16 protein-coding genes are annotated in these 17802 nt (G+C 46.6%); 5 read left to right on the forward strand and 11 right to left on the reverse strand.

What is annotated here, in order from left to right; all coding sequences use genetic code 11:
- Window positions 1-397 precede the first annotated feature (397 nt).
- From IEW88_RS12015 to zwf, 5 genes are read right to left on the reverse strand one after another with little or no spacing between them, the layout of a single operon-like run.
- On the reverse strand, window positions 398-1054 hold the full coding sequence (locus IEW88_RS12015; RefSeq protein ID WP_147904177.1) for a bifunctional 4-hydroxy-2-oxoglutarate aldolase/2-dehydro-3-deoxy-phosphogluconate aldolase: 657 nt from the start codon (window positions 1052-1054) through the stop codon (window positions 398-400).
- Window positions 1055-1058: 4 nt separating this feature from the next.
- A complete protein-coding gene (gene glk, locus IEW88_RS12020) occupies window positions 1059-2027 on the reverse strand; it encodes a glucokinase (RefSeq protein ID WP_053426031.1) in 969 nt (322 codons plus the stop codon).
- Entirely contained in the window at window positions 2020-3852 is a 1833-nt protein-coding gene (gene edd / locus IEW88_RS12025) for a phosphogluconate dehydratase (protein ID WP_053426032.1), read from the reverse strand. Before edd ends, glk begins: the two co-directional genes overlap by 8 nt.
- A gap of 19 nt (window positions 3853-3871) precedes the next feature.
- The gene (gene pgl, locus IEW88_RS12030) at window positions 3872-4567 is read right to left on the reverse strand and encodes a 6-phosphogluconolactonase (protein ID WP_147904178.1); all 696 of its coding nucleotides are present in this window, start codon (window positions 4565-4567) and stop codon (window positions 3872-3874) included.
- A 2-nt stretch (window positions 4568-4569) separates the two neighbouring features.
- On the reverse strand, window positions 4570-6042 hold the full coding sequence (gene zwf, locus IEW88_RS12035; protein ID WP_147904179.1) for a glucose-6-phosphate dehydrogenase: 1473 nt from the start codon (window positions 6040-6042) through the stop codon (window positions 4570-4572).
- 264 nt (window positions 6043-6306) lie between these two features.
- On the opposite strand from zwf, the gene IEW88_RS12040 reads away from it, so the two are divergent.
- Both IEW88_RS12040 and pyk read left to right on the forward strand, forming a co-directional pair.
- Window positions 6307-7164, forward strand: coding sequence for a MurR/RpiR family transcriptional regulator (locus IEW88_RS12040; protein ID WP_008900048.1), 858 nt, complete (start codon window positions 6307-6309; stop codon window positions 7162-7164).
- Window positions 7165-7361: 197 nt separating this feature from the next.
- A complete protein-coding gene (gene pyk / locus IEW88_RS12045) occupies window positions 7362-8801 on the forward strand; it encodes a pyruvate kinase (protein WP_053426035.1) in 1440 nt (479 codons plus the stop codon).
- Window positions 8802-9001: 200 nt separating this feature from the next.
- Here the strand turns inward: pyk and IEW88_RS12050 are convergent, their stop codons facing one another.
- Window positions 9002-9928 (reverse strand): DMT family transporter, encoded by a 927-nt coding sequence (locus tag IEW88_RS12050; protein WP_147904180.1) that lies wholly within the window; start codon window positions 9926-9928, stop codon window positions 9002-9004.
- Between the two features lie 171 nt (window positions 9929-10099).
- Here IEW88_RS12050 and IEW88_RS12055 point away from each other — a divergent pair, with 171 nt between their 5' ends.
- Window positions 10100-11077, forward strand: coding sequence for an ATP-dependent 6-phosphofructokinase (locus tag IEW88_RS12055; RefSeq protein WP_147904181.1), 978 nt, complete (start codon window positions 10100-10102; stop codon window positions 11075-11077).
- 50 nt (window positions 11078-11127) lie between these two features.
- Here the strand turns inward: IEW88_RS12055 and IEW88_RS12060 are convergent, their stop codons facing one another.
- The 4 genes from IEW88_RS12060 to hinT form a co-directional block, all read right to left on the reverse strand.
- Window positions 11128-11955: a LytR/AlgR family response regulator transcription factor gene (locus IEW88_RS12060; RefSeq protein WP_229670465.1), complete on the reverse strand. Its 828-nt coding sequence runs from the start codon at window positions 11953-11955 to the stop codon at window positions 11128-11130.
- On the reverse strand, window positions 11939-13021 hold the full coding sequence (locus IEW88_RS12065) for a sensor histidine kinase (RefSeq protein ID WP_147904182.1): 1083 nt from the start codon (window positions 13019-13021) through the stop codon (window positions 11939-11941). The genes IEW88_RS12060 and IEW88_RS12065 overlap by 17 nt, the downstream gene beginning before the upstream one ends.
- Window positions 13022-13200: 179 nt before the next feature.
- A complete protein-coding gene (locus IEW88_RS12070; protein ID WP_053426038.1) occupies window positions 13201-13599 on the reverse strand; it encodes an acyl-CoA thioesterase in 399 nt (132 codons plus the stop codon).
- 90 nt (window positions 13600-13689) lie between these two features.
- Window positions 13690-14040 carry a purine nucleoside phosphoramidase gene (hinT, locus tag IEW88_RS12075; protein WP_046521046.1) on the reverse strand — a complete coding sequence of 117 codons (351 nt, stop codon included), beginning with the start codon at window positions 14038-14040 and terminating at the stop codon, window positions 13690-13692.
- Between the two features lie 50 nt (window positions 14041-14090).
- On the opposite strand from hinT, the gene IEW88_RS12080 reads away from it, so the two are divergent.
- Together IEW88_RS12080 and IEW88_RS12085 are read left to right on the forward strand one after the other, a co-directional pair.
- Window positions 14091-15872 carry a M61 family metallopeptidase gene (locus IEW88_RS12080; RefSeq protein WP_147904183.1) on the forward strand — a complete coding sequence of 594 codons (1782 nt, stop codon included), beginning with the start codon at window positions 14091-14093 and terminating at the stop codon, window positions 15870-15872.
- A gap of 1 nt (window position 15873) precedes the next feature.
- Window positions 15874-16887 (forward strand): metal-dependent hydrolase, encoded by a 1014-nt coding sequence (locus IEW88_RS12085; RefSeq protein ID WP_147904184.1) that lies wholly within the window; start codon window positions 15874-15876, stop codon window positions 16885-16887.
- A gap of 46 nt (window positions 16888-16933) precedes the next feature.
- Here the strand turns inward: IEW88_RS12085 and IEW88_RS12090 are convergent, their stop codons facing one another.
- Entirely contained in the window at window positions 16934-17788 is an 855-nt protein-coding gene (locus tag IEW88_RS12090; RefSeq protein WP_147904185.1) for a 6-pyruvoyl trahydropterin synthase family protein, read from the reverse strand.
- Window positions 17789-17802 lie beyond the last annotated feature (14 nt).

Below are 17802 nucleotides of genomic sequence, written 5' to 3' on the forward strand. Positions count from 1 at the left end.
GCGTAAAGGGGTCATGATGGTTCTCCGGTTGTCTTGGGAACAGTCCCGGAGTAAGTGTGGAAGCTCAGACTCAGTCTGTGAAATCAGGCTCCGCGTAGCGGCTTAGTTCAACAATTTAATAGAAGGCTTTCTGCCCGCAAGTCGAACATTTTTCTGCCTTCTTTCATGATTTTGACTCATACCAAACTAACGCTGATGTACCTCTATTTCAACAACATTTTCTGAAATCAGTAAATTTATGGCCGACAAAATCTATACAGCCTGTACGCTAGTTGTTCATATTTTAACTCAAAACAAACCACTGTATTTTTTTACAGTGACGCAACTGAAATCTCAAACCATAAAAAAACCCGACCAATGCCGGGTTCTTTCCATCAGACTAAACCACACAAAAGCATTACTTCTGCACTGTTTTCGCTTCTTCCACAGCTGCTAAACATAGCTCTGTGATTTTATGCCATTCTTTGTTTTTAATGGCTTCGTCTGGCACTATCCAGCTGCCGCCTACGCAACGTACGTTAGGTAAGGCTAGGTATTCTTTGAAGTTTTTCTCGTTAATACCGCCTGTTGGGCAAAAACGTATATCAGAGAATGGACCGTGAATTGATTTTAAGGTTTTTACGCCACCCGCTGCTTCTGCCGGGAAAAACTTAAAGTGGGTGTAGCCTACTGCTGTGCCTTCCATCAGTTCGGAAATACTGGCGATACCAGGGATCAGCGGAATAGCGCTGTCTTTGCCTGCTTGCAGCAGTTCACGGGTAGAACCCGGGCTGATGGCAAAACGTGCACCTGCTGCTATCACTTCTTCCAACTGTTTGGCTGTTGTGACAGTACCAGCACCTACTATGGCGTCAGGCACTTCAGTGGCCAATAAACGAATTGCATCCAGAGCCACAGGAGTACGTAAAGTCACTTCCAGCACTTTAATGCCGCCTGCCACTAAGGCTTTTGCCATAGGAACAGCGTCAGCCAAATCTTTGATCACAATGACGGGCACCACAGGGCCTTGTGCGAACAAAACGTCAGGTTGTAGTTGCCAATTTTCAAATGCCATAGTGTTAACTCGCCATATGTTGTTTTAAGTAGACTGCACAGCCGGTTAAACCTGGTTGCTCTGCAGTGACGACAAAAGTTGCAATACGGCGGTTGAAGTCTTTAAACCGGCCTTTTGCTTCAAATCGGGTTCTGAATTCGCTTTGATTAATCAGCGACAGTAATTTTGGCGTAATACCACCAGCGACAAAAACGCCGCCAAAAGTGCTTAAAGTCAGGGCTAAATCCCCTGCCAAACCACCTAAACTGGCAAAAAACTGCTCGATAACGGCTTTGCATAACACGCAGCTGCCATCTAAAGCTTTACCAGCGATTTGGGCGGCGTTTAAAGGCTCAACCGCTTTGTTGTTAAAGGCAGCAATAGCCAGATACAAATCTTCTAAGCCTGGGCCTGATAACAAACGCTCAGGGCTGACATGACCGTATTTATTCGCTAAAAACTTTTGAATAAACCATTCCTGTTCGGTTTGAGCGGTAAAGTCGACATGACCGCCCTCGCCTGGCAATGGTAAATAGCCTAAAGCGGTAGGAATTAAATGCGCTACACCTAAACCTGTGCCTGCACCTAACACTGCCATAGGTTTAAATTGATCGGCATGGCCTTCACCAATTTGTACCAGCTCGGTTTGTTTTAGCGCAGGTAAGCTCATGGCCACAGCGGTAAAATCGTTTAACACGATAAACTCGGCTAAATCCAAATCGGCTTTCATTTGACTTACAGAAAACTGCCAGCGGAAGTTGGTCATTTTGACAAAATCACCTGTGACAGGACAGGCAATGGCCAAAGCCACATGGCGAATGGCTGTTAAACCTTGCTCGTTACGGTAAAACTGCAAAGCATCAGCCAAGGTATCAAAGTCTGCGCATGGATACACCGCCACTTTGTCTAAATGCAGGCTATCTAAATCAACACGGCTAAAACGTGCGTTAGTGCCGCCAATATCAGCAACAATAGCGAACTGGATATCAGCCATGGTATTGATCCTCTGTGTTAAACAGACTACAGGCACCTTGTTCTGCACCGGTGATCACCATACGCATACCGCCAAACATCTCACGGCCCATGCCCCAGTGACTGTCGCTCATATCACGGGTTGCAGCTTGGCGTTTAGCCAGCTCTTCATCTGACACTAATACTTTTAATACACCGTTAATACCATCCACCAGCATCATATCGCCGGTCTGGATTTTAGCGATCACACCACCGTCAACCGCTTCTGGTGTGACGTGGATAGCGGCTGGTACCTTACCTGAAGCACCGGACATACGACCGTCTGTCACTAAAGCGACATGAAAACCGCGGTCTTGCAATACACCCAAAGGCGGAGTCAGTTTATGCAGCTCTGGCATACCACAGGCACGTGGGCCCTGGAAACGCACAACGACTACACAATCTTTATTCAATTCACCAGCTTTAAAAGCGGCATCTAATTCGTGCTGGCTGGAAAACACCACAGCAGGTGCTTGCACTATTTCAGTACCTTCACGAAGTGCTGAGGTTTTAATCACACCACGGCCCACGTTGCCGGATAACACCTGCAAACCACCGTGATCTTTAAAGGGTTTAGCCGCATCAGCTAACACTGTTAGATCAGACGACTCTGTCGGGCCATCCACCCACACTAATTTGCCATCCTGCAATACAGGAGTTTGGGTGTAACGACGCAAACCAGGGCCTGCCACTGTATTCACATCTTCATGCAACAAGCCATTGTCTAATAAAGTACGAATTAAATACGCCATACCGCCAGCCTGCTGGAAGTGGTTAATGTCGGCCTGACCGTTCGGGTAAATTCTGGTGATCAGTGGAGTCGCATGCGACAAATCAGCAAAGTCATCCCAGTTCACAATAAAACCAGCTGAGCGTGCCACAGCTATCAAGTGCATGGTGTGGTTGGTAGAGCCACCAGTGGCCAGTAAACCCACAATACCGTTGACAACGGCTTTGACATCCACGATTTTGGAGATAGGTAAATAATCAGTGCCCAAGTCTGTTAAACGAGTCACCTGACGGGCAGCCGCTTTAGTCAGTTCATCACGTAATGCAGTACCCGGATTAACAAAAGACGATCCAGGTAAATGTAAACCCATCACTTCAACCACAAGCTGGTTCGAGTTAGCAGTACCGTAGAAAGTACAAGTACCAGCGCTGTGGTAAGAGGCAGACTCAGAATCTAATAACTCGTCGTGCCCTACTTTCCCCTCAGCATACAACTGACGTACCCGGGCTTTTTCTTTGTTTGGAATACCTGATGGCATAGGCCCTGCTGGCACAAACACAAAAGGCAGATGGCCAAAACTTAAAGCAGCCATCAATAATCCCGGCACTATCTTGTCACAAATACCCAGCATCATGGCACCGTCGAACATATTGTGCGACAGACCAACAGCGGCAGACATGGCAATAATGTCACGGCTTAACAAACTCAGCTCCATGCCTGGCTGACCTTGAGTCACACCATCACACATGGCCGGTACACCACCAGCAAACTGCGCGACACTGCCCACTTCAGCAACAGCGGCTTTAATAATGGCCGGATAGGCTTCATACGGCTGATGCGCAGACAACATATCGTTGTACGAGGAAATAATGCCGATGTTTGCTTTGGTTAAGCTACGTAAATCAGATTTTTCCTGAGCTGAACAAGCTGCAAAACCATGAGCCAGATTGCCACAGGCCAAAGCACCGCGGTGCGGCCCCTTGGCGCGGGCCTGTTCCATCCGCTGCAGATAAAGCGCACGGCTTTTCTCACTGCGTGCCGCTATTCTGTCTGTGACCTGTTGTATAACCGGATTCATGTTAACCTCGTCTTGTCGATTAGTTAGCTGTGAACATTACATGCACAGGGACCTGCTGCTGATGCAAAAATGCCCGTACCGGCATTTGCAAAGGGTCCTGACCTGCCATGGCCTGTTCCAGAACGGTCAGCTTCTTCGGGCCAACCAAATGTAAATAAATCACAGCGCTTTGGAGTAAGCGTGTTTTGCTTAAACTCAAACGCTGGTAAGGCGCAGTAGCTGGAGTCACAGCCAATGCCACTGGTGCATCGGCAGCTAAACCGGCCTGAATTTCTTTGCTGCACGGAAATAAAGAGGCTGTGTGACCATCTTCACCCATGCCTAAAATCAGCACATCAAATAGCGGCAGTTCAGCGACACGAGCCGCGACTGTGGCAGCACCTTTATAGGCGTCGTCTGCTGATGCGCTGTCAAATAAGCTGATAAAACGAGCTTTAGCTGCTTTGCCTTGCAACAAGTTGGCTTTCACCAAGCCTTCGTTGCTGTCGGCATGAGTCTCAGGTAACCAGCGGTCATCCGCCAAAGTGATAGTCACGCGTGACCAATCCAAATCAGTTTCAGATAAGGTTTTAAACAACGGCAAAGGCGTTTTGCCACCGGACACCACCAAAGTAGCAGCACCTTTTTCTGCGATAGCAGCAGCCAAACGGCTGCTGATCTCACTGGCAAATTGCTGGTTTAATGCAGCGCTTGAATCGAAAGTATGAAGCTGCATTGTTATTCGTCCCAGTTTCTGTCTTCACGCGCCAATAACGAAATGGCGGAAACAGGACCCCAGGTACCGGCCTGATAAGGTTTTGGCGGCTCGTTGGTCACTTTCCACGCATCCAAAATACCGTCGACCCATTTCCAGGCCTGTTCAACTTCATCACGGCGCACGAACAGATACTGGTTGCCTAACATGGCTTCCAGTAATAAACGCTCATAGGCATCGGCGATACGCTGCGACTTAAAGGTTTCATCGAAACTTAAGTCCAGTTTGGTTTGTTGCAGCTGCATGCTTTCGCCCAGACCAGGAATTTTGTTCATGATCTGAATTTCTACACCTTCGTCTGGCTGTAAACGGATGATCAGCTTATTGGCTGGCAACTGTTTGTAGGTTTCAAAGAAAATATTGTGTGGCTGCGGCTTAAAGCAAATGACGAGTTCGCTCATTTTTTTCGGCATACGTTTGCCTGTTCTTAAATAGAACGGCACACCAGCCCAGCGCCAGTTGTCGATATCCACTTTAATAGCGACAAAAGTTTCGGTTTTGCTGTTTGGACGCGCATCTTCTTCGTCCAGATAACCTGGCACAGGAGTACCAGCCACGTAACCACCAGCGTATTGGCCACGGACAGTTTTTTCCTGCACGTTTGATACATTAATAGGACGCAGCGCTTTGAGAACTTTTAACTTTTCATCACGAATACTGTCGGCATCCAGACGAGCTGGTGGCTCCATCGCAATCAGCGACAACACCTGTAATAAGTGGTTTTGTACCATGTCGCGCATTTGACCAGCGTCATCGTAGTAACCCCAACGCCCTTCTACCCCAACTTCTTCGGCCACAGTAATCTGCACATGGTCAATGGCATTGTGGTCCCAGTTGGCGGCAAAAATGGAGTTGGCAAAACGCAAAGCTAACAGGTTTAGAACTGTCTCTTTACCTAAATAGTGGTCGATGCGGTAGATTTGGCATTCGTTGAAATACTTCGCGACTTCATCGTTGATCACTTTAGATGAGGCTAAATCGTGACCAATAGGCTTTTCCAGTACCACACGGGCCGGCTCTGCCGACAATCCAGCAATAGACAAGCCTTTACAAATATTGCCAAACAAAGAAGGAGCAGTCGCAAAATAACTGACAGGAATACGTTTTTTAGGATCGGTCACCTGTTTTAAGGCTTTATATGCTTCTTCTTTGGTCAGGTCGACCTGAACGTACTCTAATTTAGCCTTCAGACGAACTAAAACATCAGCGTCCAGAGGTTCTTTGATAAATTTCTGTAAGTTGGTTTCAACCAGCTCTTTATAGCCATCCAGGCTTAATTCGTCACGGGCCACGCCTATGACTTTGCTGTCGGCATGCAACAGGCCAGATTTTTCCAATTGATAGAGTGCTGGCAATAACTTACGACGAGCTAAGTCGCCTTTGGTGCCAAAGAGAATCAGATCACAGGCTTTGTTTAGTGGTGCTGTTGTTGTCATGAATGACCCTTGATTAGATGTAATTTTACAACACTTATCCGCATACTAGCCGAGCAAAAGCCAGATGTAAACCAGATAAGTTGTAATTAAATTACAGAGACGCTAAAGTTTTGACTATTCTCATATAATAAGGCAGCCTAGGCAATGAATCAGCTGCTTTGTCGTAACTTTATCACTATTTTGCAGTGGCACCAGGTTGTATAACAAAGCGAGTTACAACATTTTGCACTGTGTTGTTCAGTGTTTCTCAGTCAGGACTATCCGATGAATGTGTTGGAAAAAATAATTAACAGCGTCAACAGCTTCAGTAAATCAGAGCGCAAAGTCGCCGACGTGATCCTGGCCAATCCGCAAACCACTATACACAGTAGTATAGCGGCTCTGGCCAAGATGGCCGATGTCAGCGAGCCTACAGTGAACAGGTTCTGCCGCCGTTTGGATACTAAAGGTTTTCCGGATTTTAAATTGCATCTGGCGCAAAGTCTGGCCAACGGTACTCCTTATGTAAACCGCCATGTGGAAGAAGATGACGGCCCTGAGGCTTACACCGCCAAGATTTTTGAATCCACTATGGCGGCTTTAGACGCAGCTCGCCAAAATGTTGATATTCTTACTATTAATCGCGCAGTGGATGTACTGACTCAGGCGAAAAAGATCTCCTTTTTTGGTTTAGGCGCTTCAGCCTCTGTGGCACATGATGCGCAAAATAAGTTTTTCCGCTTTAACGTCCCTGTGGTTTGTTTTGACGACATAGTCATGCAGCGTATGAGTGCTATTAATAGCGCAGAAGGTGATGTGGTGGTTTGTATCAGTCACACAGGCCGGACCAAAAACTTGTGTGATATCGCTGCTATCGCCCGTGAAAACGATGCAACAGTCATAGGTATTACGGCTTACGACAGCCCTTTAGCCAAGGAATGTACCCTGGTGTTGTCGCTGGATGTGCCGGAAGATACAGATATGTATATGCCGATGGCGTCCCGTGTAGCGCAACTGGTATTGATTGATATTCTGGCGACTGGCTTTACTTTGCGTCGTGGCACCAAATTCCGTGAGAATCTGAAAAAGGTCAAAGACAGCTTACGTGGCTCACGTTTTGATAAAAAAGACTTTCAAAACTAATGACCAGTCTTACAACTGATCTGTAATGCAGAGGGGCTTTTTGTAAGAAGCCCCTCTTTTTTTAGCTGTTTTTTGCTTTAACAGGTCGGACATGCGGCTAAAGCTGAAAGTTTTATTCAAACTGCAGCTATATTCTGTAATAAAATTACATTACACTAAAGTCGACCCATCCATAGATAAGCTTTTAGGAGCTCTTGATGCCCAGAAGAACTAAAATAGTCGCTACCCTTGGACCTGCAACGAATTCACAAGCCATTATTGAAAAACTGATCCTGGCCGGTGCCAGCGTATTTCGGTTTAACTTTTCTCACGGCAGTGCCGAAGATCATAAACAACGCGCTGAAATGGTGCGAGCTGCAGCAGCCAAAACCGGTGCTCACGTCGCTATTCTGGGTGATTTGCAAGGCCCGAAAATCCGTGTCTCTACCTTTAAAAATGGCTCCGTCATTTTAGAAGAAGACCAACACTTTGTGTTAGATGCTGATCTGCCAAAAGGCGAAGGCGATGAAACTCAGGTCGGTATCGACTATAAAGAATTGCCGTCAGACGTGCAGCCAGGTGATGTACTGTTATTAGATGATGGCCGTATTCAGATGATAGTAGAGCACGTGGTAGGCCAGCGTATTCATACTAAAGTCTCTGTGGCGGGTAAGCTCAGCAATAACAAAGGCATTAACCGTTTAGGCGGTGGCTTATCGGCCCCTGCCCTGACGGAAAAAGATAAAACGGATATTTCTTTAGCCGCTTACATCGATGTGGATTATCTGGCCGTGTCTTTCCCACGTTGCGGTGATGATCTCCGTGTTGCACGTGAACTGGCTCGTGCTGCAGGTTCTGAAGCCTTAATAGTGTCAAAAGTAGAACGTGCTGAAGCAGTGGCTGATGACGAAACTCTGGACGATATTATCCGTGCATCAGATGCGGTGATGGTTGCCCGTGGTGATTTGGGCGTTGAAATTGGCGATGCTGAATTAGTAGGTCAGCAAAAACGTATTATTGCCCGCTCACGTCAGCTCAACCGCGTGGTGATCACCGCGACTCAAATGATGGAGTCGATGATTGAAAGCCCGATGCCAACCCGTGCTGAGGTGATGGACGTAGCCAACGCTGTGCTCGATGGTACGGATGCGGTGATGTTGTCCGGTGAAACTGCTGCTGGTAAGTATCCGGTAGACACAGTAAAAGCTATGGCTCGTGTTTGTGATGGTGCCGAGAAACACCCAAGAGTGCAAAGCTCGAAACATCGCATGGACGTCTCTTTTACTGAAATCAGCGAAACCATCGCTTTATCCGCTATGTATGCAGCGAACCACTTAACAGGCATTAAAGCTATTATTGCTCTGACCGAGTCTGGATATACTGCCAAGCTGATGTCACGCATTACTTCATCTCAGCCAATTTATGCGCTGTCACGTCACCAAAAGACGTTAAATAAAATGGCGCTGTATCGTGGTGTATATCCGGTATTTTTTGACAGCACTCAAACTCCGGGTCAGCAAAAAGTGTCAGCAGCAGCTATTGAAGCTGTGCAGGATATTGCGCACTTAAAAAGTGGTGATTTGGTGATTTTGACTTACGGCGATATGATGGAAACTGTAGGTGCATCAAACACTTGTAAGATAGTACAAATCAACTAAGAGGTTGATTTCATAAAAAAAGGCGCCTACTTATTCATTGAGTGGCGCCTTTTTTGTTTATACCCTTCGTACTTGACGTTGCAGCTTTGTTGACTGCGCGCTCTCGCCCCAGTCACATTGGACTACTATGCTCCTGGGGTCTCACTCACTTGTCGCCTCCCTGCAAATCCAATTACTTTGGGTATATGGAAAAAGGGAGTTTAAAGTCGTTGCCTCAGCATAGGCGCTAAAGCCGTCAGTATTGACCCTACAACGACCAACAACGCACCAACCCAAGCCCAGGCATTCAATGATTCGCTTGGAAACTGCGGATAGAAATAAGCCAATAACTGCGCAAACCCTATAGTCAAAAGCGGTGTGATGGCCAATACGGCACTAACATTCGCAGCTTGCCAGTGTTGTAAGGCTTCAGCAAAAGCACCATAAGCCACAATAGTATTCAGACAACAAAACACGACTATGCCCCATTGCCAGGCTGACAATTCTAATACGGGCGCCAATTCCACCGCAGGCAGAAAACATAAAGCACCGGCCATATAAATAAGCCACATAATTTGTTGAGAATTAAAGCTCATCAGCAATTGTTTTTGCGCCAGCGCATAACAAGCCCAGGCCACAGCAGCCGCTATCACCAGCAGCAGACCATAACCCTCAGAGCCAAACTGTGTCAGTAATAAAGCCAATCTGTCGTTAAAAAACAGTAACAAACCGAAGACCAACAACCAGGCTCCTATTTTTTGCCATAACAATAAACGTTCTTTAAACAAATAAACTGCTCCGAGCATCATCAAAAATGGCGCCAATTGGATCACCACCTGAGCCGTTTCTGCAGTTAGCAAAAATAAACCGTTGAGATACAAAATGTAATTTAACAATAAACCTGCAATGGCAATCAGGATCAGTAACTTCTTTCTTTTCGTTAAAGCGCTAAGCGATGGGATCTTTCTGTGGACCAGCAGCACTACTCCAACCAACACAGCTGCTACCATAAAACGGATCCAGGTAATGGTTGCCGCAGACATGGAACTTAATAACCACTTTAAGGCTATGGGTAATAAGCCCCATAACACTGCCGTTAACAACGCTAAGCTAAACCCTAAACCAACCCGGCCAGACGACTGATGCATAACCTCTCCTTTCCAAGGTTACTATTATCCGCCAGAAATCGTACCTTTGTCTGTGGGTAGCGGCCTTCACCAGAAAAAATAAGTCAGAATTGTACGCTCTGTTGCCCCAGATCAAGGCAAGAGAGCCTAACTGCGCTAGGATAAGAAACAGACAAGCCCAAGGATCATAAAATGAAACGAATTGGAGTGTTAACCTCTGGCGGTGATGCACCGGGAATGAATGCCTGTGTGCGCGCACTGGTATTGACCGCACATGCCAACGAACTTGAAGTTATAGGTTTTCAGCGTGGATTTAATGGGGTGATCGAGCAACAGTACCAGACGTTATCGCCTTATCATGTCAGCAGCATTATTCAAAATGGCGGCACTATCCTAAAAAGTGCGCGCTGTGAAGCCATGCACACCGACGCTGGTTTACAACAGGCAGCGCAAAACCTGCATGATCTCCAGCTGGATGCTTTGCTGGTGATAGGGGGTGACGGCAGCTTCCGTGGGTGCGTGGAGTTGTCTACCTTTTACAAAGGTCAGCTGCTTGGTATACCAGGTACTATAGATAATGATGTCGACGGCTCAGATTTTACTATAGGTTTTGCCACAGCTTTGGATACAGCTTTGGATGCGATAGATAAAATCCGAGATACGGCTGATGCCTTTGAGCGGATATTTTTAGTGGAAGTCATGGGGCGCCACACCGGTTACTTAGCAGTTGCAGCTGGTATTGCAGCAGGTGCAGAACAAATTATTTGCCCTGAGCTGGCGTCAGAACTTGATCTGGACAAAATCGCGCAACATGTCGAGCAAGCCCGCAAACACAGAGGAAATTGCAGCTACATCATTGTAATAGCTGAAACCATGTACCCTGGTGGTGTCTCGGCTTTAGCGACCGATCTGGAGAAACGAGGTATAGAGTGTCGGGCCGCAATTCTCGGCCATATTCAGCGCGGTGGCCGCCCTGTGGGCGCAGATCGCATTCTTGCGACTAAACTCGGCGCTTATGCAGTTGAACAACTGCTGCAAGGCGCGCATATGATGATGGCCGGCGAAATTAACGGTCAGGCTGGTTTGTATCCTCTGGCATTAACCGGCGATAAGAAAAAACAGGTCGACAGTTATTTACTGCGCTGGCAACAGCAGGTTGCTCAGTACTAATATCTTCGATAAAAAAGCCTCCGGGAGGAGGCTTTTCAAACAGAAACCACTCAGGAATTAAACACCATTTTGACGCGGTCTTTATAGCTGCGGCTAACTTTCACTGCTTGCCCATTGGTCAGCATTAGTTGATGTTCACCATTGGCCAGCATTTGTAGTTTGGCGATGGTGTTGACATTGACTATGGCACTACGATGCACACGGACAAACAATTTCGGATCCAGCTCTTGCTCCAGCTCTTTCATAGTGCGACGCAAAATATGGGTTTGACCATCACGGGTATGAATACACATATAGTCACCTGCGGCGTCTACCCAGTCGATTGCGCTCACTGGCACACGGGTTATTTCACCACTGTCTTTTATGCTGATGGCTTCCGGAAACCGCTCGTTCATCACCGGCTGAGACTGGTCCAGACGCTGTAAAATTTGGTCGGTTTTCTCACCTGTCAGCTGTGCTACTACAGCTGCCAACTGCCCTTTGTGACGCTGATGATCTTTGGCTTCGAAGTTTTTCGTAAGCTTCGCAACAGCTGCCGCCAAACGCTCTTTTTCTACCGGTTTGAGTACATAATCCAATGCCTGTACTTCAAAAGCACTTAACGCATAGTGATCGTAGGCCGTGACAAACACCACATAAGGTAAATCAATCTGCAGCTGCTGCAGTTGTTTTAACACACCAAAACCATCCAGGCCCGGCATTTCGACATCTAAAAATACCGCGTCCGGCTGATGCTCACGGATAGCGGCTACAGCTTCTTCACCATTGCTGCATTGTGCAACTATCTCCAGTTCAGGGAAGTCAGCTAAACGTACCAACATACCGCGGCGAGCTAACGGTTCATCGTCGACTACTATCACCTTAAGCATTTGTTTCATCAGTACTCTCTGTTTCAAATGGTATTCTGATATTTACTTTCAAACCCCGTGGATGGTTATGTGTTAAGACCAAAGAAAAATTACGATCGTACAAAGCCGCTAATCGCTCTTTGGTATTAACCAAACCTACTCCGCCAGATTCCCCTTTTGGCAAACCATCGGAAATCACCATTCCTGGCCCGTCGTCTGCCACTTCCATCAGTAAATCATGTCCAAACTTTTGCGCTGTGATCATAATTTTGCCGCCACTGGTTTGGCTTGCTACCGCATATTTAATAGCGTTTTCAACCAAAGGTTGCAAAATAAGACTGGGGACCAATGCCTGGTCCGCCGCTTCGTCAATGTCATAAATAATAGTCAGTCGTTCTGAAAACCGGACTTTTTCTATTTCCAGATATAAATTGGCAGCATACAATTCTTGTTGCAGCGGCACCTTTTTAATAGGGTCTTTGTACAGCGAATAACGCAGGAAGTCGCTTAATCGGACTAACATTTTATTCGCAGTATCTGATTCATTTAATAAGACTAAAGTCGATATCGCGTTTAAGGTGTTGAATAAAAAATGCGGATTGAGCTGATAACGCAGCATTTTTAGCTGAGCTTCATGGGCTTTGTTGCTGGCTGTCAGCGACTTTTGTTTTTCCTGCTGCAAGGTCTGGTAGTACTTAATACCAAAATACAACCCACTCCAGCTTAACAGGACATAAAATCCTACTGTGGTCTGGCGGAAATACTGAGTCCAGCTATCGGGTTTAAAACCATGCCGGTAAATTTCCCAGTAATTAAAGTTACGAAATACAGTCCAAACAGCTGCAATAAGAATAGCGACCGCCAGCACGCTGAGTAGCATTTTCCAGGGTTCCCAATGCCAGACGCGCTGAAAAGCATAACGCAGCGGAATGGTCAGTAGCCAACCGGCATAAGCATCCAGCGCCACTACTATCCAGTAGGCGCTACGCATTTCCTGAAACAAGGAACCTAAGTAACTGATTAAGGCAAAACCCACCCATCCAAGGGTGTGCAGTAGCCAAAACAAGCGATGACGGTCTTCGAAAAATTTTTGCAAAATGGTTACAACTCGATCTGCTCTTACCTCTATTGTATCTCAGCAACCTAAGCTTGGAGAGCTTTGCTTTGGGGATTAAACTCGGGTAGCTCTCCATTAGTCGCAATACCTTCACTACTTTAGGCTGCGCGCTTTAGTCTTCCCTGCTAAACCACTTACATCAGGTAAACGCCAAGTTATCAACCTAAGACAGGTGTTGGTTTACGATCCGGGCCTAAAGCAACGAATGTGAAGTTACCTGAAATAGCCTTGTGCTGATCATCGTCGTACATATTTTCTACAAAAATATCGACATCCACTTTAATACTGGTACGGCCAACGTGTGCAATGCGGGCAACCAGTTCAATGATTGTCCCGGCAGGGATAGACTCTTTAAAATCAACCCGATCCGAACAGACAGTAACCAGAGGTTTACGGCAAAAACGGGTCGCAGCAATAAAGGCCGCCTCATCCATCCAAGCTAAAGCTTCGCCACCAAACAGAGTGTTATGGTGATTGGTACGGCCAGGAAATACAGTTTTTGTGACACGGGTCACCGCATATTCAATACGTTTGGCAAGTAAAGCTTCGTCAGTCATCAGACACTCCGGCAAAAAATAAGGCGCGAATTTTAGAAGTTTCCCCGGCAATTGCAACCCAATTGTCGGGGATTATCAGACAAACAATAATTAACGCGCCACCATAGCCCCTAAAGCTTTCCCACCGACCAGATGCATATGGATATGATAGACTTCCTGTCCGCCATGCTGATTGCAGTTCATGATCAAACGGTAGCCGTTTTCCGCTATGCCTGCCTCAGCGGCTAACTTGCGGGCGACCGTAAATAAGCGGCCTAAAGCCAGCTCATGTTCAGGTTCAACATCGTTTACTGTTGGAATTAATACATTAGGCACAATCAGGATATGAGTCGGTGCCCGAGGATTGATATCACGAAAAGCAGTAACTAAGTCGTCCTGATATAAAATATCGGCAGGAATTTCACGACGAATGATTTTACTGAAAATAGTTTCTTGAGCCATCAGAAGATCCTTATAGAATAATGCATACATCACTTTCGGGAGTATAGGGTATGACGCCACTGGCTTACCAGCTTAGTATCACTGACATTACCGCACATCTGGTCGCTGTTGAACTGCGTTTTACACCACAGACCAACGACAGCATCCTGTTATCTTTGCCAAGCTGGATCCCCGGCAGTTATATGGTGCGTGACTTTGCCAAGCATCTGCACTCTATCGAAGCTTTTGATGATGCAGGCGTTTTGATGGTGCAACAGCTGGACAAACAAAGCTGGCAGTTAAATCATAATCAACACCCCCTGACAGTACGCTACAAAGTCTATGCTTTTGATTTGTCGGTACGTGGCTGTTATCTGGATGATCAGCTTGCTATTTTAAATCCTGCGGCTTTGTGCCTTGAAGTTAAAGGCATGGAAGCTGAGCCAATCAACCTGACGGTCGTGACTCCGGAATGTTTAGACTGGCAAGTGGCGACAGGCTTAACTCGTGGTCGTGGCACCCAAGCACAGAACTGCGGTTTGTATCATGCCGATAACTATCAGCAATTGATTGACACCCCTTTGATGTTAGGCAAACTGGATATGGCCGAATTTGATGTCTGTGGAGTGCCCCATTATCTGGTACTGGCAGGCCATGAGCAGGTTGATCTGGAACGTTTCAAAGCAGAGTTGCAACGCATCTGTCTGCAGCAACAGCAAGTGTTTGGTGGCTTACCTACTGATTTAAAGCACTACTGGTTTTTGTGTTGGGTGACAGATTCAGGTTATGGCGGTTTAGAGCATCATAACTCCACTTTACTGCTGCTGACGCATCAGGATTTACCCAACACACAACGACCAGACGAAAGTACCGCCGATTATCAAAATTTACTCGGCCTTTGTAGTCACGAGTATTTTCATACCTGGTGGGTGAAACGCGCTAAACCAGCTCAATTTTTACCTTATCGATTAAACACAGAGCAATACACCAGTCAGCTGTGGCTTTATGAGGGCTTTACCTCTTATTACGATGATTTGGCGTTGGTCCGTTCTGGTTTACTGACGCAGGAACAGTACTTTGCGGCACTGGAGAAAACCATTAACAGAGTGCAGCTCAGTCCTTCTGAACTGGTGCAATCTGTGGCGGACAGCAGCTTCAATGCATGGACTAAGTATTACAAACAAGACGAAAACGCCGTCAATGCGGTGGTCAGCTATTACACCAAAGGTAGCTTAATTGCTTTATGTCTGGACGCGTTATTACGCAGCCAAAATAAGACATTGGATGCGTTAATGCAGTTGGCATGGCGCAGTTATGGTGAGCCAGCCCTGGGCAGTTCTGAGCAGCAATTTATCCAACTCTGTTCAGACTACGCAGGCAAAGACATCGCCAGCCGACTATACAGCTGGGTGCATGCAACCTCTGTGTTACCTCTGGCAGAACTCTTACCCCATCTTGGTGTAGCGACAGCCAAGCGCCAGCAAGAGCAGAGTAAAGATTTATCAGGCAGTAAAGCACCGACTTATCCAGCTCGGGCTTTTGGAGCAGCTTTTACCGCATCAGCGGAAGGCCTGAAGATAGTCAACGTTCCACTGAACTCGGTCGCTTACAAAGCTGGCTTAATGGCACAGGATCAGCTGATTGCCATCAACGCGGTGAAAGCCACAGAGCAAAACTTCTGGCGTCAACTCAACCAAAGTAAGATTGGCAGCGTACTCAATCTGCATGTATTTCGTAAACAACGCTTGGTACAGCTGTCGATGCCGGTAGAGCTTGCTGTTGAGACTTTGACGTACTTGCAGCTTGTCGACCAGCAAAAAGCCGCTGCATGGCTTGGAAAAACACAGGAATAAAATGGATTCGTTGTCACAAATAGCCCTGGGCGCAGCAGTCAGTGTTGCGGCCTTTCGTAAACCAATACGCGATAAACAACTTAAACTCTGGCAAGCCGCTGCCGCGGGTGCTGTCTTTGGTACCTTGCCTGATTTGGATGTATTGATTTCTCATGGCGATCCTATCAGTGATATGACGTTGCACCGCACTGAAAGCCATGCGTTATTTTACCTGACGTTAGTCTCCCCGCTTTTTGCCTGGCTGCTAGTGAAGCTACTAGGAAAGCAGGAACTGTTTAAACAGAGCTTAGTGGCGATATGGTTAGTGCTAATCACTCATCCGCTGCTGGATACTCTGACCATTTATGGCACCCAACTGGCATTGCCTTTTAGCGACTATCCTTTTGGCACTGGCAGCGTCTTTGTGATTGACCCTCTTTACACTCTGCCGTTGCTAATTGGTACTGGTGTAGCACTGTTTAACAAAAAGCTAAGTTGGAACAGTGCAGGCATACTGTTGAGTAGTGCTTATCTGCTGTTTGGTTTAGTAGCCCAGCAATGGGCTTATGCTGAAGTCAGACAACAGCTGGCCACTACAGACCACAAAACCGGGCAGCTATTAGTTACCGCAACCCCTTTTAATACCTTGTTGTGGCGCGCAGTAGTGATTAAGGATGGCGAGTATATGGAAGGTTATTATTCGTTATTGGATGGCTCCACCGCCATGCAGTGGCGCAGTTTTCACCGGGATCAAGACCTGATGGCGCAGTGGAAAGATAATCCGGCAGTCGCTCGTTTGGCCTGGTTTAGTCATGGTTTTTACCAATTAGAGCAAAAAGGACAACAAGTGTTGCTGACCGATCTTCGGATGGGCATGGCACCCTTTTACAGTTTTAGTTTTGTAGTCGCAGAAAACGAACAAGCCAAACCCCCTGTACAACTTGAATTGCCGCGCGATCATGGCGCAAGCTTTGCCTGGTTGTACCAGAGGGCTTTGGCAAAAACTCAATTGCCTTTATCGGATTTGGTGCACTGACAAAAAAGGCAGAGCTCTGCTCTGCCTTCTGCTCCATAGCAAAGCACTAAGCAAAAGCAATAGCGCCTTTACCCACACCTTCAAAAGCGACAACTTTCACGGCTCTCAATTGATGTGATTCTTTGATACTGGCTGCAATGTAGTCAGCTAAACACTCCACTGTGGTATCACAAGGCACCACTTCACAGGTGCTGGCTGGCAAAGAGATTTCAAAATAACCCTGATCTGAGCTATAAGCAAAATTAAGCGCCCCTGCTTCTGCTTTTAAGTACCGTAAAGCAGATGCTTCAATCTGATCTTCAGCAGTGGCCAGATAAATATCTTCCCAGCGTTCACACCAGTATTTGCCTAATCTAGGCGACAACATACCGTTATCAAAAATCTGAATAGTGGAGCGATGGCCATGGGCTATCCGTTGACAGTTGCCATCATGTTTTTTCAAGCCATGAGTGTAATGGTAAGAAAAACCACTAACCTGTTCAGTGCGCAGCTGTAACACTAGTTTGGCCACATTGTCAGGTAATAGAGGTTTAATTTGCTCGGTTAAAAATTCGGTGACTGAGGTCATATCAATTTTTTCAGCCTGGATCACAGCAAAAGCTTCAGCTGGTGAGGCGATTTGCAATAGACCTTTAGCGCAGCTAAATAACACTTGCTCCACTTCACCGCTGAGCAGCTGTGTGGCCGAACTTAAAGCCGGAATAGCAAGTTTATGATCAACCAATTGATCAATGGCTTTTTTAATGACTTTTTTAACCAGACCAAAATCAAACACCATAGAGGTTTGATCCAAATCCCCATGCAACTCCACATCAACAATATAACTTTCGCCCAGCAAGCCTCGCTGCTGGCAAAGGTAGGAAAAATCGATGACGGTTAAGTCGCGGACAAATAAGATCATAAAAAACTTCCGGA

The organism is Rheinheimera tangshanensis (assembly GCF_014645135.1).
Lineage (GTDB): Bacteria > Pseudomonadota > Gammaproteobacteria > Enterobacterales > Alteromonadaceae > Pararheinheimera > Pararheinheimera tangshanensis.